The following is a 24,996-nucleotide window of genomic DNA, read 5'->3' as shown; positions in this document are numbered from 1 at the left end:
TCGTATCACACGTATTGGAGGAGAAGCGATATGATTCAGTTACACGATCGACCAAATCTATTATTTATAATGTCAGACGACCATGCCGCCAATGCCATTAGCGCATACGGCTCCAGGCTGGCCGATGTATGCGCGACTCCGCACATTGACAGATTGGCCAAAGAAGGGGCATTGTTCCGGAATTTCTTCTGTACGAATGCGATTTGCACGCCGAGTCGAGCAACCATTCTGACCGGCTTGTACTCGCACCATAATGGTGTGAAGACGTTAAGCGACAGACTGAGCACTGAACTGGAGACATATCCGCGAAGGATGCAGGAAACGGGCTACGAGACGGCTGTTATCGGCAAGTGGCATCTGCACAGCGAGCCGCAGGGCTTTGACCATTACGATGTGCTGTCCGGGCAGGGCACGTATTGGAATCCAAGCTTTATAAAGTCAGGCTTCGACTGGACATCCATAGCCAATATTCATGATGTACGGATCGGTAAGAAACACGAGGGCTATGTAACCGATCTGATTACGGACAAGTGTCTGGAATGGCTGGAAGCTCGAGATCCATCCAAGCCATTTATGCTGCATTGTCACCATAAGGCGCCGCATGACGATTTCGAATATCATCCCCGTTATGAGCACCTGTTCGACGGAATCGACATCCCGGAGCCGGATAGCCTGTGGGAGGATCGGCAGCATCGCTCGGCAGGCTCACGAGACTTCGGCACTTCCGTGTCCGAACGTAATCCGAAGAGGAATGCCGTCATGCGGCAGAGCGATCCGTCGTACCCGACAGGTCCCCTAGAGCTAGCGGGCCTGGATGCGGAAGGGAGAACGAAAGCCGCGTATCAGAAATATTTGAAGGATTATCTTCGAGTAGTCAAGGGGATAGATGACAATGTAGGTCGATTGCTCGATTATTTGGAGCAAAGCGGTCAATTGGAGAATACGATTGTCATCTACACATCCGATCAAGGGATGTTTCTCGGCGAGCATGATTATATCGACAAACGCTGGATTTATGAAGAAGCGTTACGGATGCCATTTCTCATTCGGTATCCGAAGGAGATCGAGCCAGGCACCGTGATTGAGTCACTCGTCAGTAACATTGATATCGGGCCGACCTTGCTGGATTACGCCAATACAGCGTATGAGCGTCATGTAGACGGAGGGAGCTTCAGAGGACTGCTTAACGGAGGAATGTTGGAATGGGATGACGAGGTCTATTATCGGTATTGGATGCATCTAGCGCATCATGACAACCCGGCTCATTTCGGCTTGAGGACGAGAGACTATAAGCTTATCTTCTTCTATGGCTTGCCGCTGGATGCCTCGGGCGCGCTGGATAAGGAAACGCCGGCGTCGTGGGAATTTTACGATTTGCGTAAAGATCCTTGTGAAATGAACAATGTGTATGATCATCCTGATTACAAGGGACGCATTGAAGAAGCACGCCAAAAACTGCTTGCGATGAAGTTCAGGGTGGGCGATAACGATTCGGCCTATCCGAAGCTGCTGGATCGAATGCGGAAATCATTTTAACGTGTTGTGTAAAGACGCAGGCGAATAGAGCAGCCCTGCGTCTTTGCTGTGTTTATTGATAATCTTTGATTAACTACAGGATATAGTTAAAATTTTCATATTTGCTTTAAATACCAGTCAATTACAATGAAAGTGCACTCCAATCATTACGAAAATATGGGAAAGGAGGACAGCTCAAAGATAGGCAGCTTACACACATCATTTATTTGGGAGGTAATAAAATTTGAAGCGATTATTCGCAAGCTTGATGATCTTGGCTATAATTGCAGGGCTGACTGGACAGCCCGGCGCTGCAGCTGCAGCCACGCCGTTCCCTACTCTAAACTTCGACAATGGTGTAATTCCCTCCTATGTAACCGGCTCGAACGCGACTCTCCAGGTTATTACGAACACGACGGGCTCCAAGGCACTCAAGGTCAATTATGCGGTAGCAGACTTCCCATCCGTGAAGTTTGCGCCGACTACACCTTGGAGTGTAGGCTCCGGCAATGCGATCGCCTTTGAGTTGACTAATTCAACAAACAAGGATATTACGTTCTATCTGCGTGTGGATGACAGCGCCCAAGCCGACGGCGTGAAGGACTCGATCGTCAGTCAGGCGGTAGCCAAAGCCGGGACGACCAGCCAGTACTTTCTAAGTCTCAGCTCCGCGGTGCTGGACTTAGGTATGCGGTTCCTGCCGCCCAATCCTGCCGGTTTGCAAATGGGTTATGCCTGGGGGGATAAGACGGTAGATCCTGCGAATGTGGTTTCGCTGCAATTTTTTCAGATGTATCCCAGCACAGCTACAACCTTGGTCATCGACAATTTGAGAGTCATCCAGGACCCCAATTCGAATCTAAGCTACTTGAACGGCATCGTCGATAAATACGGTCAGTACACGGTGGCAAACTGGAACGGAAAAGTGAACACGGATCAGGATCTTCTGAACGACAAGACGGAGGAGGCGCTTGCGCTTAATGGCTCTCAGCCCGTCGCAACCAGTCAATACGGCGGCTTTAAGAACGGTCCTAAGCTTCAAGCAACGGGACGCTTCAGAGTCGCGCAATATGGAGGCAAGTGGACCTTGGTTGATCCTGAGGGGTACTTATTCTTCTCGACCGGTGTGGACGTTGTCCGACTGGATGATGTGCATACCTGGATCTCGGGCCGGGACGCGATGTTCAAGGATCTTCCGGCCAAGAACAGCTCACTCGGCGAGCACTTCCGATATACAACGACAGTAGGCAGTCCGCCGCTGGGGCAAACCGAGGGCTGGCTGTTCAATCATTACTCCGCTAACCTGGAACGCAAATATGGAACTGATTATATCAATAAATGGAAGGATGTATCCGTAGCCCGCTTCAAGAACTGGGGCTTCAACTCGCTAGGCAATTGGTCGGAGCCGACGCTCTTCTTCGGCAAGGGCTCCCAGCACAAGATGGCGTATGTAGCCAATGGCTGGACCAGCTGGGGAACTCACGCTACGATACCAAGCGGCGAGTGGGGAGGGGTTGCAGATCCGTACGATCCGCAGTTCACGGTCAGCGTGAGCGATATGGTGCAGAATCAAATACTAGCATATGGTGTTGCCCAGGATCCGTGGCTCATTGGTATTTATGTAGATAATGAAATTCCTTGGGGTAGCCCCGCCACAACGCAGAGCAAATATTTGTTGATCAGCAATATTCTCGCTATGCAAGCAGCCGATAGCAACAGCCATGCCAAACGCGCGATGCTTGCTCATCTGAAAACCAAGTACAGCAATAACATCACATTGCTCAACGCTCAGTGGGGCACTTCATTCGCCTCCTTCAGCGCGATGGATGCCCCGTTCAAGCCGGCTCAAATATCGAATGGCATGCTTCCGGACTATTCCGCCATGCTGAAGCTTCTAGCCCGGAAGTACTTCAGCATTGTAGATGCGGCCTTAACGCAAGCACTCCCGAACACTTTGTATCTGGGCTCCCGATTTGCGGAATGGGGCATTAGCAGAGAAGTGCAGGAGGCCGCCGCCGAATATGTGGATGTGGTGAGCTACAACGTCTACAAAGAATCAGTGAACGGCCATAGCTGGATGGATATCGCCGCTCTTAACAAGCCTGCCATTGTAGGCGAGTTTGCCTTCGGTTCGAATGACAGAGGCATGTTCGGCACGGGGCCGAATTCGGAATCCGCCGCGTCAAGCCAGCAGGATCGAGCAGCCAAATTTACGAACTATATGAATGCCGCCTTACAAAATCCGTATTTCGTAGGCGCGCACTGGTTCCAATATGTGGATGAGCCGCTGCTAGGACGCCATTGGGACGGCGAAAACTACAATCTGGGATTTGTAGATGTGGCCGACGTGCCTTACACGCCTCTTGTCAATGCCGCCAAAACGGTTCACGCTCAAGCCTACGCCACGAGATTCGGCAGCACGGGGAATACGAAGATATCCTTCGAAGCCTCGGAGAATCTATCCCTGATCACCGCCTATAACCAAGCGACTATCCAGTATGTGTCACAAGGGGCAACCGACGGCGTTCGTGCTATGAAGGTCAATGTCGGCGCTCTTGATACGGTATATGCCGGAGTAGAGGTCAAGCCCGCTTCGCCGTGGAATTTAGGAGCTGCGCCCTCCATCACGGCAGATGTGACCAACCCTACCGCATTGCCGATACAGATCCGCTGCAACGTGCTGGATAACAATGGACAGCTGAGAACGTTCTATTTTACCGTAAATGCCAATGCTTCTCGCACCATTACGATGAGCAGCTTCGGCGCTTCGCCTGCTCAAATGGCTGGGGCTGACGGCTATTGGGGAGCAACGAATGGATTGTCGACTGCCCAAATCAAGTCCATCAGCTTCTACTTGTGGGAGGACGCGCCGCAAAGCGGCAATTCGTTTATAATGGATCGTCTGCTAATCTCAAAGTAACAGGGTAGCCGCTTGCTAGATCCGATAGGGGCTATGGCGTTTCCTCATTCCTGCCTAGCAGTCATTCTTGGTAAATCATAAGTATGCTATAATAGATGTCAATTATTTAGGTGACGAAGGTGATTCCAATGGGGGAACTAGTTTTTGTCTATAATGCGAACGGGGGTATAGTCAACGGGATTATGGACTCTATGCATAAGCTGTTATCTCCCCGCACCTATATGTGCAGCCGCTGTGCTATTACTTATGGACTGGTCAGCATGAAGCGAGAATGGAAGGAATATTAAGAAGATCTGCAATCATCATATACTGTAAAGTTCCCGCATCTGGATGAACTGCTGCCCGACCTACCTGTTACCATGTACCCTTGCTTGTTTCTGAGAACAAATACAACGGTCGCGGAACTAGTAACGGCGGAGCAGTGCTACAACTGCTCGACAGTAGGCGAGCTCAAGATAATTGTTAGGAGAGCCTTCAACATCTTTGAAAAAACTAAATAAAGCCCGAAAGAAGGCGCCCCGTCCCCAGTGACCGGATGCCTTCTACTATTATACTTCGTTGATCGTATCGGCCAATACGATTTCACCCCGGAGCATATCCCTCAAAGGTCATCGCCAAGTATCCGCCTGCCATCCCGGTGAAGCTGAGCACGGGAGACGTCTTGTTCTTCCATTCGCATCTGATCCACCGCTCGTACCTGAACCGGACGACGGACAGATACCGCCGTTCGTACGTACGTATGCCATCACTATAACGCGCGGTCCTGGGTACTGTGGGATCATGACGGGTTCGAGGGCGACTCGGGAAACTACCGCCAAATCTTGGCGAGAGGAAGCACGTCGCAGCCGCATGCTGTAATGAATAGACGTTCATAGTTGCGATACCTGTTTCCTTCTTACTTAACAACGATAGCCAGACCGGACACTGACGCAACCCTAAACAAATTCTTGCATGGCATATAGCCTACGGCTATCCATGATAGCCAAATCCAGCTTTCAATGTTCGTGGCTCAGCGAATATCATGGGAATATCATGGTGCCTGGGAGCAATTCAGTTAATGCAGTATCTGTGGGGATCAAAATTATAATGTAATTAGGTGAAGCTGATCAAGGCTAATGAACACTTTCGCATCCTTGACCTGCTCATATTTGGCACGACTCCCTCCACCGGAGGACCGACACACTCACAACCGGAATGGCAGCTCTATTTCATCGAAACATACACTTTGGAGTTCAATTACCCGATTTGAACATCAAAATGAAATGGTTAGTAGAAGCTGAGGTATAGCTGAAATTTACGATGCTCAGGAAACTACTGGCATTATATTCGATCATTGAACATGACTTCAATTAAAAAACGCAGCTTGACTGATGTATCTATTCGAATTTCACTTCCGTGTAATCCATTCATTTCATATGAAGTCCAGAGATTTATTGGTATTACGTATGTCTGCTTATGCCGATCACGGCAAGGTTATTGACGCTAGGAGACCGTATTTTAAGAGTTGAGAAATCTGGTTTTTTTGCGAAATTTTGTGTAGTGACCTGCAAGTAACATATTAATGCCCTACGGATCTTCGGTCATATTGCCGAAGTACTGTGGGGTTGTTTGTTTAACAAACATAATATTGGTGCTCAGGTACCCGATCTGACCCTCAAAATGAAAGGGTAAGTAGAAGGCCTCGTTTCTACTGGCCATATCGCTACCAAATTCGGTTTGAGGGGATGATCGCTTGAAAACGGATTTATTGAGGTACAGTATGCAAATTGCATTGCTCAGGCAATTGCTGTCACTATCCTTGATAAATGAACAAGAATTCGATTTGCTCAAAAAACGAACTATGCGTGATTATGGCATATATTCGGATCTTACTTCTGGATAAGCCAGCACATCCGTTCTTTTTAACTGATTATTCAAAATCTCAAAATTGCACCTTTGTTGAATTCGCCTGAATTTATTACGCTAATAGCGTAGAGATCAACTCAGGGGAGGAAGCGAAATGTCATTTTCAGTAGAGGTTATAAAAGCGAATCGCAAGCTGTCAGATCGTACCGGTGGGCAACAAGAATTTCTGAGAGTAGCTCCATATGCGCGGGTAAGCACAGATACAGAGGAGCAGTTAAACAGCTATAAGTCTCAGGTATCCTATTATAAAGAGTTAGTTGGTCAGCGCAGCGATTGGATACTGGCTGATATTTATGCAGATGAAGCCATCACGGGTACTCAGGTGAAAAAGCGAGATGATTTTCAGAGACTGATTAATGATTGCCTTATCGGGAAGATCGATATGGTCATCACCAAATCTATTTCAAGATTTGCTCGAAACACAGTAGATACCCTTAAATATGTTCGCATGCTCAAGGAGAAAAATGTTGCCGTGTTTTTTGAGAAAGAGAACATTAACACCTTAACGATGGACGGTGAGTTATTATTAACCATTTTAAGCTCGGTAGCACAGCAAGAGGTTGAGAATATATCATCGATTGTAAAAATGGGATTGAAGATGAAAATGCAACGCGGCGAGCTTGTTGGTTTCCAAAGCTGTCTCGGTTATGACTATGATCTAATATCCAAGCAGATTTCAGTAAATGAAGATGAAGCCGAGGTTGTCCGATACATTTTTGATCGTTACATTGCTGGCGTTGGAGCCTCAGTGATTGCCAAAGAGTTAACGAAGCTTCCTTATAAAACGAAGCGTGGGAATTTAGAATGGGGCGATACTGCGGTGCTCGGTATCATTAAAAATGAGAAGTACAAAGGTGATCTTCTTCAAGGCAAAACCTTTACGCTAGATCCTATATCCAAGCGCAGATTGGATAATCATGGCGAAGAGGATCAATATTACATCAAGAATCATCACGAGCCAATCGTAAGTGAAGAGATTTTTGAGAAAGCCCAAGATATTTTGTACAGACGAGGAATGCCCCGTGGGAAACTTGAAAAAGGCGGTAATCGCGAAAAGTTCAGTCGGAAGTTTACGTTCAGTTGCAAGCTTGAATGCGGTTTTTGTGGGAAAAACTACTCTCGAAGAAGCTGGAATAGCAGAACAACCTACGCAAAAGTCATTTGGCAATGTGTCTCTTTCTCGAAAAAAGGAAAGAAATATTGTCCGCATAGCAAAGGGATTGAGGAAACAATAATTGAGGGAGCTTTTGTTGAAACGTACAATCGGGTCTGCGGCAATCATAAGGATGTGTTGGATGAGCTTCTGTTAAGGATGGAGTCTGTGCTTGGTGATCACCAGCATCACAAGCAGTTAAGCAAAGTAAAACACGAAATCAAGGCTCTTGAACAAAAGCGTTCTAATCTGATTGATATTCATCTGGACGAGAAAATTGATCGCTCCACTTATGAACGTAAATATGATGAGTTGGAGTCCACGTTAACAGAATTAATTGAAGTGAGAGAACAACTGGAGGCATCTGCTCAAGAAGAAGTTGACGTTGAAAAAAGATTACAGCAATTTCGTAACGTGCTTCAAAGCAATACCATCCTTTCTGAATTTGATCGCAATGTATTCGAAAGTGTCGTTGAAAAGGTTATAATGGGAGAAGAAAAGGATGACGGCAGCGTAGAGCCGTATCAATTAACCTTTGTATTCAAAACCGGTTTAAAGGGCAGTATTCAAGGCAAGAACGGAATGAAAAGCCAAAAAAAGTTGGCAGTAGCAGAGAGGAATGATGCATGTCCCCATATCCCAGACAACACATGTGGAGTGCGGAAACATGAACAATATTTTATGGGGACGAACTGGGATGTGTTGATGTAAATACGCAAGGACGTTTCGCTGTACGGATAAGGAAGGCAAAGAGATCACGTTGATCGATATCCTAGGTACTGAAGCGGACGATATTGTGGATCGGGTACAGCTGAAGATTGAGAAGAGCAAAATATATATTTGTTGAGGCTTAATGTAATGATGACATAATAAAATTGATCTCGTAAGGAATAATTTCAACATTTTGGCGGCTGAACCAAAAGAGCTGTACATCATTCCATAAGCAGGATGATCTATAGTGGGTTTTTCAGGGTTAGATGCTGATAAAGGATCCCCATCTTATCAATTTATTGATGATATGCATATAAATTACGCTTGAACCTCAGCGATCACTATCGGGTCAATGAGAAACAAGTTATTTTCGTGCCTGAGCTGAAACGGGAGACAAAAAGCTGTTAGGGGCATGTCCTCTGACAGCTTTTTACTCGAACTTTGACGGTGCAACGTTATAGTATTTTTTAAAAGATTTCGAAAACGTAAACGGATCAGGATAACCCAGAAGGTTAGCAATTTGTTGAATCGTATATTTCTTTTCGTTCAAATATTCTCTCGCCCTGTTCATTTTAATCTGGTAAATATATTGTCCCGGAGTAATGCCCAAGGCTTTCTTGAAATAAGTGATAAAGTATTTTTCTGATATGCCTACAACTGCTGCAAGCTCATTTATTTTAATAGATTTGTGCAGATTGTTATTAACGTATTTGAACACTGGCTGCAACACGTCCAAATTGCTCTGTACTTTTCTTGACGTTCTCCCATTCAGAAATGTGCCGGTATATTGGCCTAGTCCGTAGAGTTCAATAATTTTGGCAATAACGGCCGTCAGACAAGCCTTCAAATATAAACGGTTTCCAGGTATGCTTCGTAATAGATTCGATTGCGTAAAGGCTTTGCCGAACAAAATGGCTTCTTCCCGGATCAGCTCTTGCGGTATGACCCCCGAGAGCTGAAAATCGTTTAGAATTCGTTGCTGTTTGCCGATTTCAAAATCGAAATGAATGTAAATAAACCGGCACCCCTTATCACTAGCTGCTGCCATATAGGGAACCCCTGGGTAAAAAAAGACCACATCTCCCGGGTTTGCTGTATGTTCAAAACCATCGATAGTAATGGTAACGATTCCCGATTGAACGAACCAAAGATCATAGTCGGTGTGTGCCTTGTGTTCAATCCATTTCGTGTCGTGGGTAAGCTCAAAGAAGGATTTCATTCGAAGCGAGATCAATTCCGACAATTCATTGAGAATCCCCATATCCGTCATATTCTTATCCATTGGCATCCCTCTATATTCCTCAACCAGAAGACATTGCTCATATTATTTAGTATATCACTGGATGTGTTAATCACAAATATTCGTACTATTTGACATGAAGGTGAAACTATCTCATATTCTACTTTTAAACCATTCTCCTATAATTAGGTTATAACCAGTTAGGAGGACTTGATCATGATGGATTCGAATGTTTCACAACCGAAGGTAGTTATCATTGGGGCTGGGAGTCTTTTCTTTGGGCGGCAGTCAATCTGGCAAATGGTTCACTCTAAACATTTGAATAACGGAACACTTTCTTTAGTAGATACTGACGAAGAAAAACTATCCAAGATGGTAAGGCTCGCCGAAATGGTTGCAAAGGAAAACAATGTATCTCTTAAAGTGGAAGGCTCGACGAATAGGAGACAGGTATTGAAGGGAGCGGATTTCGTCGTTCTCAGCTTTGCTGAGGATACCGTCAAATACCGTGGCATCGATTGCCAGGTATCTTTAAAATATGGAATTCGGATGTGCTCTGGGGATACCATCGGTCCAGGCGGAATCTTCAGGGCAATGAGAGAGCTGCCAGTTATTATGGAATGCGCTAAAGACATTGAGGAACTTTGTCCCGATGCGTGGGTAATCAATTACATCAATCCATCTACCGTCCATGGGATCGCGTTAAGCCGATATGCGCCGAATCTTAAATCCTTTGCGCTTTGCGACTCCCATCACATGCCGCACAAGAAAGCTTACTACGCGATTCGAGCGGGTATCATTCAGGAACAAAGCGAATTCAATGAGGAGATCGACCAGAGATTTGATTTCCGCGTTGCCGGTGTCAATCATTTCACCTGGCTGCTTAAGGCGGAGTATGACGGAAAGAATGTTATGGCTCCGATTGCCGAGGCATTAAGGAGGTCGGCAGGAACGGAAAACAACGGTGGAGATAGTGGAGCAAAGGCGCTTTATAACGATGCAATCACGTATGAACTTTATAACATTTTCGGGTATATTCCAACATGTACGGCCCATACCAAAGAATATGTCCGGTATTGGCAGGGGCTTGGCAAGAGGAAAGACGTCATCCCGCCTTTATCGATTTGGGAAACGGAAGACCGGTATAAACGACATGAGGAAATGTGGCGGCAAGTGGATGACTTCATCTCAGGGAAATATCCTATCGCTGATTATATGAAATCTTTCGGACCCGATCACGCTACGGATATTATCGAAAACATGGTGGGGAATTTGAACAAGCGGTTCTTTATTAATACGCTCAATAACGGTGCTGTGACCAACATGAATAACGACTCGTTCCTTGAGTTGTTAAGCGAAGTAAGCATGGATGGAATCAAACCGCTTCATATGGGTGAAATGCCGAGGGGAATCCGGGGCATGCAGGAGCTGGTGCTGGATACGCACGAACTGACTGCGGAGGCTGTTGTTGAACGGAGCTACACGAAATTGAGAAGAGCGATGATGACCGATCCGCTTGTGAATTCCATACATGATGCGGATTTAATTATTAAAGAGTTGTTGGAAAAGGAAAGGGAGATCATCCCCGAATATTGGTACGAGTAAACTAGTACGGCAAACATAATACCTAAACAATATTTTTAAAACAATAGACTTGAAATAGCTCATGCTGAAATTGCATGAGCTATTTTTGTTAGGTTTAACTCAGTTGGGAGAACACCATTACCAGTTTAACACCCATAAAAGTTAACAACTAAATATGGGGCTATAGTTTAGGGGGGAAATAGGTCGCTGGCAGCGATCAGTCGGCGGTTCGATTCCGTCTAGCTCCACCATACCTTATCATCAGAACGGCAGAGATGCCGTTTTTTTTATTTTATTTTGTGCTTGGATATTTCAAATCCCTAACTGAGAACATTTGAACAGTTTAGGTATGTATGCTGAAATTCAGTAATTATTTTACATAATTACTAAAATGAAATCAAATGCTTGGTTCTTTGTAACGTCACACATGCTGAGTGGACGTGGTACTAGAGGTGTAGCTAACATGCTGACCAGTAACTCAGCCGCAGTTTATCGCTAATACTGAGGCTCTTAGGGAGCTTGGGGTTGGCGAAGGTGAAGAGGATCCATTAGAAGCATACACGGAAATTCAAAGCGCGATCGACAATGACCTAAAAATACATGGGCATACGCTCGTCTGGGAAAGCCAATCGATTCCGTGTCTGAACAACGCTAAGATCTCTGCTGAATTATGTTCATTTATGAGATATATCCTTTTATTTGAATTTAGCTGGTGGTTCATAAGTTCGGATCTAATATCTTCTTTAATTTTTATAGTAGAATCTCTACTTCGTTAGGTGCCGCCCTATTAAAACGCTCATTATAATTGAAGATACGGGAAGGAGAAGTCATTCAACATCAAGATTGAAAGCGCTTTAGGCAACATCAAAATCCATTATAGGGGGAAGGACATCAAATGAGTAGACGCTTCAAACAGCTATTGCTGTCACTGTTAGCCGCTGCACTGTTAGTGCCGCAATTTTGGTATGCTCCAAATGCAAATGCAGCGAGCGCAACGATACCTGTCATCCTGTACCATGTAATCACCGATAATCCATCCGGAGATTATCAATACAGCACAGCCAACTTCAAAAAACAAATGAAGTATCTGAACGATAACGGCTATACCACCGTATCCGCGGAACAGTACGTCGACATTATCGTGAACGGGGCAACCGCTCCTTCGAAACCGATCCTGCTGACGTTCGACGACGCAACACCGGATTTTATTACAAACGCGCTTCCAGTATTGACGCAGTACAATATGAAAGCGGTATCTTTCGTCATCCAGGACAATATCGGTTCTTGGGGAATGACGCTGAGCCAATTGAACACGCTGAAAAACAACCCGAACATCAGTCTTCAAAACCATACAAAGACGCATGATCAAGCCGTATGGACGACTAGCATCACCAAAGCGACCGCGGCAGCGGAAATCCAATCCGCTAATACGTTCTTGAAAGGAATTACTGGCAAAGATCCGATCCTTCTTGCCTATCCTTACGGCAACTATAACGCGGACGTAAAAGCAGCCGCAACGGAGAACGGAATTAATGTCGGTTTCAAAGCCTGGAGCGGCGATGACGACGCCTTGGCGATGGGACGTATTCTCATTAAGAAAGACGATACTTTAAATACCTTCGCAGCCGCGATCGGCGGACCTACGCCTCCCACACCGGAAGCGATCGGGAACATCGTCGTTTCGAACGACTTCGAGAACGGCACGCAAGGATGGTTTAAGCGCGGTACCGAGACGGTAACGGCTTCGACCAATGCCGCTCAGAGCGGAACTGGCAGTCTCTTAGTGCAAGGAAGAACAGACAACTGGAACGGCCCGGGTTTTAACCTCGCCGCCACCGGCAAACTGAACAAGGAATCAGTTTACGAGTTTTCCGCATGGGTTAAACTCAAAGAGGGAACGACCGGCTCCGAGACAATCCAATTCGGCGCTCAACAGACTGGGGCAGCCAACGAGTACCTGAATCCAGGCTCCGCGGCAACGGTAACAGCCGATGCTTGGGTACAAGTCAAAGGCGAGTATACATATGACATGAACGCCAATGCCCTGCAAGTCTACTTACAGAGCAGCAGCAGTAAAACCGCTAGCTTCTACGTCGACGATTTCCAAGTGAAAGTCGTCAAACCGGCCGTTCTTGTCGAGAATTTCGAAAACGGCATAAATGGGTGGACCGGCAACGGCGCTACGGCGACCGTAACGAATGCCGTCTCCCACTCCGGATCGAACGCGCTTCTCGTGACGGGACGCGCCCAAAATTACCACGGGCCTAGCCTAGCGTTGACGAATACGCTTGAAAAAGGTGCAGAATACGAAATTTCCGCCTACGCTAAGCTGGATACCGGAGCGGCTTCTACGCAGCTAAAGGCATCGATTGAGCAATCTGGATTAACCGGCAACGACCAGTTTAAGGAAGTAATTGGGTTGACGACGGTCACCGACGGCGCTTGGGTGAAACTGAGCGGTACTTATACGTATAACACCGCCGCTACGGGAATTAAACTCTACTTCGAATCCGAAGACGCCGGTAAAAATACAAGCTTCGTGATCGACGACATCGTCATTACCCAGACAAGCGCAGCTCCTCCTCCAGGATTCTTCGTCCTGTCCCAAAGCTTTGAGGATGGTCAGCTCGGCGGTTGGACGGATCTGGGATGGAACGGCACCGGTACTGCGGTAGTATCGTCTGACTACGCATCCGAGGGAACGAAATCCCTTCTGTATAAGGACCGTTCGGACAGAAAGAGCGCCGTATCGCTTAATTTGACCAGCAAGTTGGTATCCGGTCATAAATACGATATCTCATTCAAACTCCGGTCCGCTCAAGGAACCGATAACTACCACTTAGGCGCGAAAGTCAAATCCGGCGGTACGGATAGCTTTCCATGGATTATCCAAAACCAGGTCGTTACGGACACCGTCTGGAAGTCATTCGAGGTGAAAGGCTACGAAGTACCAGCCAACACGACCGAATTCCTAGTGTGGATCGAAGCGAACATCTACGGCTCAGACGAAACCGCCACGGCGAAAGCCGACTTCTATATGGACGAATTCGTAATCAAAGACGTTACGCCTGGCGCCGAGCCTGCTAGAACACCTGCAGTGCCATTCAATACCGTAACGTTCGAGGATCAATCGAATGGCGGCTTTATCGGCCGCGCGGGAACGGAAACGTTGACCGTTACGAATGAAGCCAACCATACCGACAACGGTTCTTATGCGATGAAAGTAGCAGACCGTGCGGACTCTTGGCACGGTCCGACGATCCGCGTCGAGAAGAACGTAGACAAAGGCAGCGAGTACAAAGTAACGGCATGGGTCAAGCTGATCTCGCCGACCAGCTCGCAGCTTCAGTTGTCCACGCAAGTCGGCAACGGCAGCACCGCCAGCTACAATACCATACAAGCAAAAACAGTTAGTGCTGCCGACGGATGGGTGAAGCTTGAAGGCACCTATCGTTACTCAAGCGTAGGCGACGAATTTTTGACCATTTACGTCGAGAGCTCCAGCAACAAGACTGCTTCTTTCTACATCGACGATATCAGCTTTGTGAACACGGGCTCGATCCCTATCTCCGTACAAAAAGACTTGACGCCAATCAAGACAAAGTACCAAGACGATTTCTTGATCGGCAACGCAGTATCCGCGGCGGATTTCGATGGCACTCGCCTGGAGCTTCTCAAATTGCATCATAATGTCGTAACGGCGGAAAACGCCATGAAACCGGATGCGACGCAAGCGGTGAAAGGTACTTTCACTTATGCGGATTCGCTTATCGATAAAGCGATCGCCGCAGGGATGAAAGTACACGGCCATGTGCTCGTATGGCATCAGCAGACGCCTGCATGGATGACTACTTCGAACGGTTCGCCTTTGAGTCGCGACGAGGCACTCGTCAATATGAGAACGCACATCCAAACGGTTATGACGCACTACGCTGAAAAATATGGAAACAATTTGATTTCTTGGGACGTCGTCAACGAAGCGATGAACGACAATCCTTCTAATCCGACGGATTGGGTTGCTGCCCTGCGCACCTCTCCTTGGAAAACGGCAATTGGTAACGATTACGTAGAACAAGCGTTCTTGGCAGCAAGAGAAGTGCTTGACGCAAACCCGTCTTGGGATATCAAGCTCTATTACAACGATTACAACGATGATAACCAGAACAAAGCTACGGCCATTTACAATATGGTCAAAGAGCTCAACGACAAGTACGCACTTACGCATCCGGGCAAAAAGCTGATCGACGGCGTCGGCATGCAGGCGCATTACAACGTCAACACGAAGCCGGACAACGTTAAAGCGTCGTTGGAGCGGTTTATCTCCTTGGGCGTTGAAATCAGCATTACCGAGCTGGACATAACGGCCGGCAACGGCGGCACGATCACCGAAAAGGAAGCAATCGCGCAAGGCTACTTGTACGCGCAGCTATTCCAAATTTACAAAGAGCACGCCGCGAATATCGCCAGAGTCACCTTCTGGGGTCTGAACGACGCGACGAGCTGGAGAAAAGAACAACCGCCGTTGCTCTTCGATAACAACCTGCAAGCGAAGCAAGCCTATTACGGCGTTATCGATCCGAGCAAGTTCATAGCGGAGCACCCGCCGGCTTCGGCAACCGCTAGTCAAACTTCCGCTAAATTCGGTACGCCGGTCATAGACGGAACCATTGACGCGATCTGGAGCGATGCGCCTGAAGTCTCGATCAACAAGTTCCAGATGGCATGGCAAGGTGCACGCGGTGTAGCCAGAGCGCTCTGGGATGATCACAACCTGTATTTGCAAATCCAAGTTACTGATAATGCGGAACTGGACAGTACTAGCCCGAACGCGCATGAACAAGATTCCGTCGAAGTGTTCGTAGACGAGAATAATGGTAAGACAGCTTCCTATCAATCGGATGATGGACAATACAGAGTAAACTATATGAACCAGGCAACTTTCAATCCGTCAAGCAAAGCAGCCGGTTTCGAGTCAGCCACCTCTCTTTCCGGAACGAACTACACGGTAGAAATGAAAATACCGTTAACATCGATCACGCCGGAAAACAACATGAAGCTAGGCTTTGACGTGCAAATCAACGACGGTAAAAACGGTGCTCGTCAGAGCGTTGCCGCATGGAACGATTTGACCGGCCAAGGTTATCAAGACACGTCCGTTTTTGGAGTGCTTACGCTTTTCGGTAAGAATCCTCCTGCAACGACACCGGCGGCGCCTGCGAACGTAACGGCTTCTGCCGTGAACGCTAGCTCGATCAAGTTGAATTGGAACACCACTTCAGACACGAGCGTAACGTTCTCTGTCTATCGCGGAACGTTCGAATCCGGTCCTTTCACGTCAATCGCTTCCGGCGTACCGGTTTCCGAATTCACGGATACGGGTCTGGTGGCTTCAACGAAGTACTACTACTACGTGAAGGCAGTTAAAGGGGATCTGGTGTCGGATGCATCCACAGTCGTAAATGCAACGACGATTCCTCTGGTTGTAACGCCGCCTGAGGAGGTTTTGGAGGCACCTACGGGATTGAAGGTTGATGCTCAAAGCCAATCCTCAATCAAGCTGAATTGGAACACCACTTCAGACACGAGCGTAATATTCTCGGTATATCGCGGAACGTCCGAATCCGGTTCTTTCACGGTAATCGCTTCCGGCGTACCGGTTTCCGAATTCACAAATACGGGTCTGGAGGCTTCAACGAAGTACTACTACTACGTGAAGGCAGTTAAAGGGGAATTGGTGTCGGATGCATCATCAGTTGTGACTGCAACAACGAGAGCCGCTTCGCCTCAGACCGGTACAGACACGCCTCCTCCGGTGACTGAACAACCGGTTGAAAACGGCCAGATCACACCAAAAGTTACAGTGAATAACGGTAAGGCATCGTCCAACATCTCTGCTGGCAATCTGCAGAAAGCGTTCGATCAAGCTGTAACTAACGCTGCAGGCAAGAAAAAAGTTACGATCGACATTCCTGCAACAGCAGGCGCAAATTCATACGACGTGCAATTGCCGCTTCAAAGCCTGAAAGATTCCGGATCGACAGTACTTGTGATCAAGACGGTGAACGGCACGGTCGAGCTTCCTGGCAACATGCTGGCAGGCACGAGAGTCGGCAGCTCCGAGTCCGTATCGGTTCGCTTGGGCAAGGTCTCGACAGAAGGACTTAGCAATGACGTCCGCCAGCAAATCGGTAACCATCCGGTCATTAGTCTCGAAGTTTTGGCAGGCGACTCCGTTGTCGCTTGGAACAACCCGAACGCGCCTGTAACGGTATCCGTACCTTACACGCCGACGGCTGAAGAGCTAAGCAACCCGGATCACATCATCATCTGGTACATCGACGGCAGCGGCAAAGCGACACCTGTGCCGAATGCCCGCTACGATGCAGCAAGCGGTACTGTCAAATTCTCGACGACTCACTTCAGTATCTATGCAGTTGTGTTCGTCGTGAAATCGTTCGGAGATCTTCAGTCCGTACCATGGGCGAAGAAAGCAATCGAAGCGATGGCATCTCGCGGCATCATTAACGGCACGAGTGAGAACGCGTACGATCCGAATGCTTCCATCAAGAGAGCGGACTTCCTGTCGCTGCTCGTTCGCGCATTGGAGCTTAAAGGTAACAATGCTTCCGTAACGATGTTCTCCGACGTGGATTCCTCCGCATACTACTACGATGCGGTCAAGATCGCTGCGCAGCTCGGCATCATTCAAGGCACGGGTAGCAATCTGTTCGATCCAAACAGCAAGATCTCGCGTCAAGACATGATGGTCATCGCGGCGCGCGCGGCGAAAGCCGCAGGCAAAGCGTTGCCGACAGGTGGCATTTTGGATGCGTTCAGCGACGAGGCATCGGTAGCTTATTACGCGAAAGACAGCGTTGCAGCACTGGTCAATGCCGGTATCGTGCAAGGATCGAGCGGCAAACTGGCGCCGAACAGCTCTCTCACTCGCGCCGAAGCGGCAGTTATCCTGCAGCGAATTTGGAGTAAATAAGAGTTTCAGATAGCCTAAAGAGGCTACTCTGCAGATTGAATCTTGATATGCTCCCCATACGGTAGACAGGTGAAATAATATATAACCTGTTTGCTGTGAGGGGAGCATTTTTCATGCCCGAAAATAAACTTAGTGCCTCAGAGAAATTAGCCATCGTGCAAGAGATTGAGAGCGGTCGAATTGGATTGAAGTCCGCTGTTAGTAAATTTAAACTGAGTAAAAACACGCTCGTAAAATGGCGACATCTTTATCGGTTATATGGTATTGACGGATAGATATCCGCCCAATCAATCGTTGCTACTCCGCAGATCTTTAGCTGCAGGCTGTCAATGATTATTTGTCTGGAGAACTGTCTCAGTTTCAGGTTTCTTACCGGCAGGTGTATGGGTGGGTGAAGAAGTACGAAGCAGACGGCCAGGATGCGTTAAAAGACGGGCGCGGGCGGACAAAACAACCAGAGGAACTGACCGAAGTAGATCAGCAGAGGCTTGCCACAAAGAAGCTTGAGTACGAAATGGAACGGCTTCGAGCGGAGAATGCTTTCTTAAAAAAGTTATACCCATTTCAAAGGAGGCGTCGCTGAGCCAACATCATCAGGAGAACGATTATCTCGCGATACAAGCCGTTCAGCAAACGGAATCGCTGAACATACAGCTTCTTTGCAAGGTTACGGGGGCTCCAAGATCAAGTTATTACAAATGGCTAAACCACAAGCCTAGCCAGCGACAATTAGAGATTCAAATTTTAACAGAAGTCATGTTGGCTTTGTACAGGAAAGTCGAGGGTATCTTCGCTTACCGTCAACTCACACTGCATATGAGTAAAGAAATGAAAAGGAAAATTAACCACAAACACGCAAAGCGTCAAATGAGGATACAAGGGATTCCAACAATAATCCGCAGAAAGAAGAAGAAATATACACGTTCTACAATTGTGTGAAATGGGATGTGCTCCAAATCTGAAAACCTGCATCACAGTAGGATTTCGGTCCCATTGGTACCTTTAAGGACACCATGCATACCAAGCTGGCAGCAAAGAAGTCAGCAAGTTTACTCAGAATATCGTTATCCCGTTTGAGTCCGCCATAATCAGAAAATAAGAGGACTCCGGATTTCATCATTCATCCGGGGTCAACTTTTAATGACGGTTTTCTTATCGTTTATGGACTTTTATTTTTACCAATTAGAGCTTCATATTTGAATGCAACCTTAGAAACATCCGCAAACAAGAATACGGATTTGTTGCGGTGGACATCTACTGTACATCTAATAGAGTTACAAGGACTCACTTTCAAAGGAACAGGAGAACCATTTGACCAATCAAACACTTGTGCAGTGACCTTCGGGGTATGTTTACCAAGATTTACACAGTCTACAAGAGCGAATTTGGTAGTCTCTCGGTACATGTGGAGTGCTTTGTGTTGGATGAAAAAGTAGAGTTTAAGGCTGAGTAATGATCGGAAAAATTAACTAAAACCCATTAATGAAAATTAATAATAGGTCTACTCCAAATAGACAAGTTAGGGGGCCTTTAGAAACGAAGTTTATAAATCCAACATGTGAACTTATCGTTGGATTTTTTTGCTTTTCATAATTGTAAAGATTGTCGGTAGAAAGATTATCATCCAGGTATCTAATCCTGTATTTCACTTGGCTCTTTCTTTATTTAATCAGACAGCCCCTTAATTTAGAAGTTTAAGAAAAACTTTATCTTTAACCACATTTCTTTTTTAATAGTATTCCTTATCCTAAAGCTAATGAAGGATTAGGAGGAACCTATGATTGGTCGCTATTATTGTGACCGTGTAATTGTGGTTAGGGCTTAAGAGTCTCAATAAGGAGAGGATGGGTATGAAACCAGTCATGGACTAATTAAACTGGTTGGGAATTGTAGCAGCTACGTCAAGTATTATCCAAGCAGGAGGCATTTCCGTCTGATACAATAAAAGCAATATTAAGGTGATAAAGGGGTAGAACGAATGAAGTCGATCACAATTCTGATAGCTGATGATGAGGCAGAGATTGCCGATCTAATTGAGTTGCATTTAGTAAAAGAGGGTTACCGCTGCATTAAAGTATTGGATGGGCAGGAAGCTGTTTCTGTTATTCAGACGCATTACATTGATTTGGCAATTTTAGATATTATGATGCCTAAACTGGATGGTTATGAAGTAACAAGACAAATTCGAGAGAAGCATCACTTACCTATCATTTTTTTAAGCGCCAAAACGACCGACCTCGATAAGATTACAGGACTAATAAGAGGTGCAGATGATTATGTGACCAAACCCTTCAACCCAATGGAATTGGTTGCCCGTGTGAATGCTCAGTTGAGGCGGTCCATGCAGTTTAATCAATCAGCGCAAGCGAACAAACTTGCTTTGGAGGCAGGCGGACTGATCATCTATCCCGAAGAGCGCACCGTATTCCTTTACGGCAAGCCTATTGAACTAACTCAAAAAGAGTTTGATATTTTGTATCTACTAGTCAGTTATCCAAAGAAAGTCTATAGTGCGGAAAACATCTTTAAACAGGTGTGGGGAGATGAATACTATGAAGGCAGCAATACGGTCATGGTACATATTAGTATTTTGCGGAAGAAGCTTGGAGAAGACATTCATAAAAACAAACTGATTAAAACAGTTTGGGGGGTGGGATATTCATTCAATGGCTAAAATGATCCGAAGCTTTCGATTTAAAATGATTCAATTCTTTGGATTAAGCATGTTATTTTCCGCTGCCATTACCTATATGCTCTATAAAGCTCTCCAAATCTATTATTATACGACCAAATTCGAAAGTCCATCGACAAAAATCCGTTATTTTATAAGAGATATTGGGGATGTTAACTTCTTTTTGCTTATTTTCATTCCTCTCTCTTTTTTGTTCTTCTTTCTTCTCACCAAACGATATGCGGCTTATTTTAATGAAATATTTAGCGGAATTAATCAGCTTGCGAATGGTGAGTTCAACAATCGTATACATATTCCATCCAATGATGAATTTGGGGATGTTGCAAGAGATATTAATCTGGCAAGTGAAAAATTACAGCAAGCTTTGGAGAGAGGAGATTTTGCAGAAAACAGCAAGGAACAATTGGTCTTGAATTTGGCTCATGATTTGCGTACGCCGTTAACTTCAGTTCTAGGTTATTTGGATTTCATTCTTCAGGACGATCAACTGACTGCAGAGCAAAACAAGCACTATACAAGCATTGCTTATACAAAAGCTCAACGTTTAGAAAAACTTATTGACGAACTATTCGAAATTACTCGAATGAACTATGGCAAGCTTACCATTGAAAAAAAACCGATCGATCTCAGTGAGCTTCTCATTCAATTAAATGAGGAGCTATACCCTGTTTTTGAGAAAAACAACCTAGAAACCCGATTGAATGTGACTCCGCATATGACTATTAGGGGGGACGGCGAGCTATTGGCACGCGTATTTGAAAATCTTCTGACTAATGCGATTCGCTATGGAAATGATGGCCAGTATATAGACATAAATTGCAACTTTGATGCAGAAAATGTGTTAATTCAAGTGGTCAATTATGGAGATCATATTCCCCCGGAAGAACTGCCGTATATCTTCGATATGTTTTTTACGGGCGATCAAGCGCGAACTCATCATGAGGGGAGCACCGGCCTTGGCTTGTCTATTGCAAAAAATATTGTGGAGCAGCATCAAGGCACAATTTCGGCTCAAAGCAGTTTAATTCGTACGCTTTTTGAAGTCCGTTTCCCGCATAAAAACGGCTCTGAAACACTCAGTTAATGTTTAAGTCGAGTATTTAAGGGAAATTTTATATTTACCCCACTTCTTTATTTAACAGTCTGCCCTATTCTAAATGTATGAATGGGAGGAGAGAGCTGTGAATGAAGAAGTGGGGTTTTTGGCATGTCAACATTATGAAGAAAAAAATAAAAGAATCGATTCGCAAGGATGCTTCAGCGGCTTTGATGTTTCTGGCACCGAGCGTTATAGGGTTTGCACTGTTCTACCTTATTCCGTTTGCGATTGGGGTGTTCTATTCGTTTATGGATAGTACGGTAGACAGCCAATTTGTGGGATTGGCTAATTACCGCGAGTTACTTGCAAGCCATTCCTTCCGGAAGGCGTCATCCAATACGTTTTATTTTAGCGTGATTAGTGTTCCTCTTATACTTTTGCTGTCGTTAGGTTTGGCAATGCTGTTGAATAAAAATATCTATCTTCGCAAATGGCTGCGGACTGCATATGTGATGCCGCTTGTCGTTCCAGTTGCTTCAATTATCCTGATCTGGACTATTCTATTTGACTGGAATGGCTCCTTGAATACATGGCTGAGTGGCTTTGGAATCGAACGTGTGGATTGGATGAAGACCGATGCGGCCAGAAATGTAATCATTGTCGTTTATTTATGGAAGAACATCGGCTATAACGTGATTTTATTCTTGGCGGGACTTCAGCAAATCCCGAAGGATTATTACGAAACCGCCCAAATTGAAGGGGCCGGGCGTTTACGGCAGTTTGGCAGTATTACAATTGTCTATCTAACATCCACCATGTTCTTAGTAGTTATTATGTCGATCATTAATTCGTTTAAAGTATTTCGGGAAACGTATTTGATCGCAGGCGACTATCCACATGACAGTATTTACATGATGCAGCACTATATGAACAATATGTTCACGTCGTTGGATATACAGAAGATGACTGCTGCTGCGACCTTAATGGTCGGCTGTATTCTTCTGATCGTCATGGGACTGTTTGCACTTGAACGCCGGCATCGGAAGTACATGGAATAGGGGGAGGAAGGTCGTGCTAGTTGCTAAAGTATTGCAAAAAAGTGCATTAACGGTCGTCATGGTCATTATAGCAGTTCTATTACTATTCCCGATTGTGATCACTTTCACAAATTCACTTATGACAGAACAAGAAATTGGCATTAATTATGGACCCATAGGGCAGATGAACAAAGCCGCTGCAGGGAGAGAAGACCCTTTTGCGAATCTAAAACTGCTGCCGGATCAAGTGACTTTGGAGCAGTATGGCAAGGTGTTGGTGGGCAGCTCGAGATATCTAATGATGTTCTGGAATTCGGTATTTATGGTAGTGCCGATCATCGCAGGACAAACTCTCGTAGCAGCGCTGGCTGCTTACGCATTCTCCAAGCTGCGATTTCGCGGCCGGGAACACTTGTTTCTGGTCTATGTCTTGACGATGCTCATGCCATTCCAAGTGACGCTAGTGCCGAATTATATTATGGCGGATAAGCTTGGTCTGCTCAATAGTTCGAATGCCATTATATTACCTGGCATTTTCGCAGCTTTCGGTGTGTTTATGCTAAGGCAGTTTATGCTGGATATTCCATATGCCTACATCGAAGCAGCCAAGATGGATGGAGCTGGACATTTGCGAATTTTTTACAAGATTATTATCCCAATGATCAAACCGGGTCTGTCAGCGCTTATTATCCTCTTGTTCGTCGATTACTGGAACATGGTAGAGCAGCCGCTTATTTTTCTAGACGATCCTCTCAAGCAGCCGCTATCGGTTTATTTATCCAGTATTAAAGGTGAACTGGGAATTGCTTTCGCTGCATCTATGCTCTACATGGCTCCAATGGTGCTGCTGTTTCTGTATGCGGAAACGTATTTTATTGAAGGTATACAATTGTCTGGCATCAAGGGCTAGTTTTTGCGAGGTTAAAGCTTGAAAGGCAAGCTTAGCATAAGTAAAACACAAACAATGCTTACAAATTAAACTTTCCTACGGAATGTTCTTAGGAGGAAGATGGGATATGGAGTTGGAAAAAGAACCGGCTGATCGTAGGCGCAAACGAAGCATTCAAGTCGTGTTCATTGTTTTTATGGGATTGTTGCTATTTTTTACGTTGTTCAGCAACACACTGCAGTCGCTCACTTTGCCGAAAGTGAGAACGGAAAAGGCGGCCAATGGAAGTCTTTTTTTTAGAATCGAAGGTAGCGGTATGCTGCAGCCGTTCGCCGAAGCAAGATTATTGAACCCTGCTGGCTGGAAGGTACAGAAGATTCTCGTAAAAGAAGGGGATCATGTGAAGAAGGGGCAAAAGCTAATCATTTATGACAGCAAAACTGCCGAACGAGAATTGGAAGATGAAATAACCAACAGGGACAAGCAGAAAATCGAGTTGCGGAATATTCAGGATCAGTACATAGAGTCAGTCAAGGAAGAGGACGAGCTCAGAATTCGAAAAGTAAAACGAGATATTGAAACGCGAAATCTTGATCTAGGCATGCAGGAACGTAAAATCAACGAGTTGAGAGACCGTCTAGCAAGCCAACAGGAAATAACCGCTCCGTTCGATGGTGTTATTACAAAATTGAATGCCCTTGAAGGTTTAACATCAACGGGAGAACCGGATGTTCTTATTTCAAACAGCAGCCTAGGTTATCGAATGGATATTTCTGCCGATTCAACTTTGCTTTCTAGCTTGGAGATTTCGATCGGAGATAAGATAGAGGTCATGGTAGATTCAGTCCAAGATCAACAAACCCGTATGATCGACGGCACGATTCATGAAGTGGTGAATGCACAACCTCGTACCGTAAGCTCATCTGGTGAACAAGTGGGGCTGACCCTATCGATCCCGCAGAAGGCTCTTCAAATAAAGGTATTTGATACTGAGCTGAAGGGGGGTGAGCAGGCAAAGATCAAACTTGAAAAACGCTCACAACAAGAGGGGATGGTCATTCCCAATGAGGCAATTCATCAGGACCGTGACGGCATGTTTGTTTATAAAATTGACGAGCAGAGAGGTGCATTAGGTAATGTCTTTGTTGCCACTAAAGTCCGAATTCATTCCAGTGAAACGAATGACAAAGAAACGATGATTCAATCGGATAGCCTCTATGAAGAGGATCTGATTATTCTGGAAAGCAGTGAGCCTTTACAAGATGGAAACCGCGTTCGTCTGCAATAGTTAAATAGGTATGCGATAAAATTATAGGAGGA

General features: G+C 45.8%; 14 protein-coding genes and 1 tRNA gene. 14 read left to right on the top strand and 1 reads right to left on the bottom strand.

Annotation, left to right across the window (positions count from 1 at the left end):
• Positions 1-30 precede the first annotated feature (30 nt).
• From ACIFSR_RS30675 to ACIFSR_RS30660, 4 genes are all read left to right on the top strand, one after another.
• Positions 31-1,536: a sulfatase family protein gene (locus ACIFSR_RS30675; RefSeq protein WP_430062486.1), complete on the top strand. Its 1,506-nt coding sequence runs from the start codon at positions 31-33 to the stop codon at positions 1,534-1,536.
• Positions 1,537-1,759: 223 nt separating this feature from the next.
• Positions 1,760-4,435 (top strand): hypothetical protein, encoded by a 2,676-nt coding sequence (locus tag ACIFSR_RS30670; protein WP_430062483.1) that lies wholly within the window; start codon positions 1,760-1,762, stop codon positions 4,433-4,435.
• 637 nt (positions 4,436-5,072) lie between these two features.
• A complete protein-coding gene (locus ACIFSR_RS30665; protein WP_430062481.1) occupies positions 5,073-5,189 on the top strand; it encodes a phytanoyl-CoA dioxygenase family protein in 117 nt (38 codons plus the stop codon).
• A 1,245-nt stretch (positions 5,190-6,434) separates the two neighbouring features.
• Positions 6,435-8,204, top strand: a complete 1,770-nt coding sequence (locus tag ACIFSR_RS30660; RefSeq protein WP_430062477.1) for a recombinase family protein — start codon at positions 6,435-6,437, stop codon at positions 8,202-8,204.
• Positions 8,205-8,634: 430 nt separating this feature from the next.
• Here ACIFSR_RS30660 and ACIFSR_RS30655 read toward each other — a convergent pair whose 3' ends face one another.
• Positions 8,635-9,486 carry an AraC family transcriptional regulator gene (locus tag ACIFSR_RS30655; protein ID WP_430062474.1) on the bottom strand — a complete coding sequence of 284 codons (852 nt, stop codon included), beginning with the start codon at positions 9,484-9,486 and terminating at the stop codon, positions 8,635-8,637.
• Between the two features lie 174 nt (positions 9,487-9,660).
• On the opposite strand from ACIFSR_RS30655, the gene ACIFSR_RS30650 reads away from it, so the two are divergent.
• The 10 genes from ACIFSR_RS30650 (at position 9,661) to ACIFSR_RS30605 (ending at position 24,964) form a co-directional block, all read left to right on the top strand.
• Positions 9,661-11,049 carry a glycoside hydrolase family 4 gene (locus ACIFSR_RS30650; protein ID WP_430062471.1) on the top strand — a complete coding sequence of 463 codons (1,389 nt, stop codon included), beginning with the start codon at positions 9,661-9,663 and terminating at the stop codon, positions 11,047-11,049.
• Positions 11,050-11,205: 156 nt separating this feature from the next.
• Positions 11,206-11,279, top strand: a tRNA-Ala gene (locus tag ACIFSR_RS30645).
• Between the two features lie 644 nt (positions 11,280-11,923).
• Positions 11,924-18,019: an endo-1,4-beta-xylanase gene (locus tag ACIFSR_RS30640; RefSeq protein ID WP_430062468.1), complete on the top strand. Its 6,096-nt coding sequence runs from the start codon at positions 11,924-11,926 to the stop codon at positions 18,017-18,019.
• Between the two features lie 113 nt (positions 18,020-18,132).
• Positions 18,133-18,294 (top strand): helix-turn-helix domain-containing protein, encoded by a 162-nt coding sequence (locus tag ACIFSR_RS30635; protein ID WP_339208075.1) that lies wholly within the window; start codon positions 18,133-18,135, stop codon positions 18,292-18,294.
• A 62-nt stretch (positions 18,295-18,356) separates the two neighbouring features.
• A complete protein-coding gene (locus tag ACIFSR_RS30630; protein WP_339208076.1) occupies positions 18,357-18,602 on the top strand; it encodes a helix-turn-helix domain-containing protein in 246 nt (81 codons plus the stop codon).
• Positions 18,603-19,997: 1,395 nt separating this feature from the next.
• A complete protein-coding gene (locus ACIFSR_RS30625) occupies positions 19,998-20,693 on the top strand; it encodes a response regulator transcription factor (protein WP_339208077.1) in 696 nt (231 codons plus the stop codon).
• Positions 20,686-21,795: a sensor histidine kinase gene (locus ACIFSR_RS30620; RefSeq protein WP_339208079.1), complete on the top strand. Its 1,110-nt coding sequence runs from the start codon at positions 20,686-20,688 to the stop codon at positions 21,793-21,795. Before ACIFSR_RS30625 ends, ACIFSR_RS30620 begins: the two co-directional genes overlap by 8 nt.
• 134 nt (positions 21,796-21,929) lie before the next feature.
• Positions 21,930-22,808 carry a carbohydrate ABC transporter permease gene (locus ACIFSR_RS30615; protein ID WP_430063189.1) on the top strand — a complete coding sequence of 293 codons (879 nt, stop codon included), beginning with the start codon at positions 21,930-21,932 and terminating at the stop codon, positions 22,806-22,808.
• Between the two features lie 58 nt (positions 22,809-22,866).
• Entirely contained in the window at positions 22,867-23,697 is an 831-nt protein-coding gene (locus tag ACIFSR_RS30610; protein ID WP_430063187.1) for a carbohydrate ABC transporter permease, read from the top strand.
• Positions 23,698-23,803: 106 nt separating this feature from the next.
• The gene (locus ACIFSR_RS30605; protein WP_430062463.1) at positions 23,804-24,964 is read left to right on the top strand and encodes an efflux RND transporter periplasmic adaptor subunit; all 1,161 of its coding nucleotides are present in this window, start codon (positions 23,804-23,806) and stop codon (positions 24,962-24,964) included.
• Positions 24,965-24,996: the final 32 nt, after the last annotated feature.

This window comes from Paenibacillus sp. NRS-1760, from assembly GCF_050467785.1.
Lineage (GTDB): Bacteria > Bacillota > Bacilli > Paenibacillales > Paenibacillaceae > Pristimantibacillus.
The sequence above is the reverse complement of the archived record's forward strand: the minus strand, read 5'-3'. Positions and strand labels throughout refer to the sequence as shown.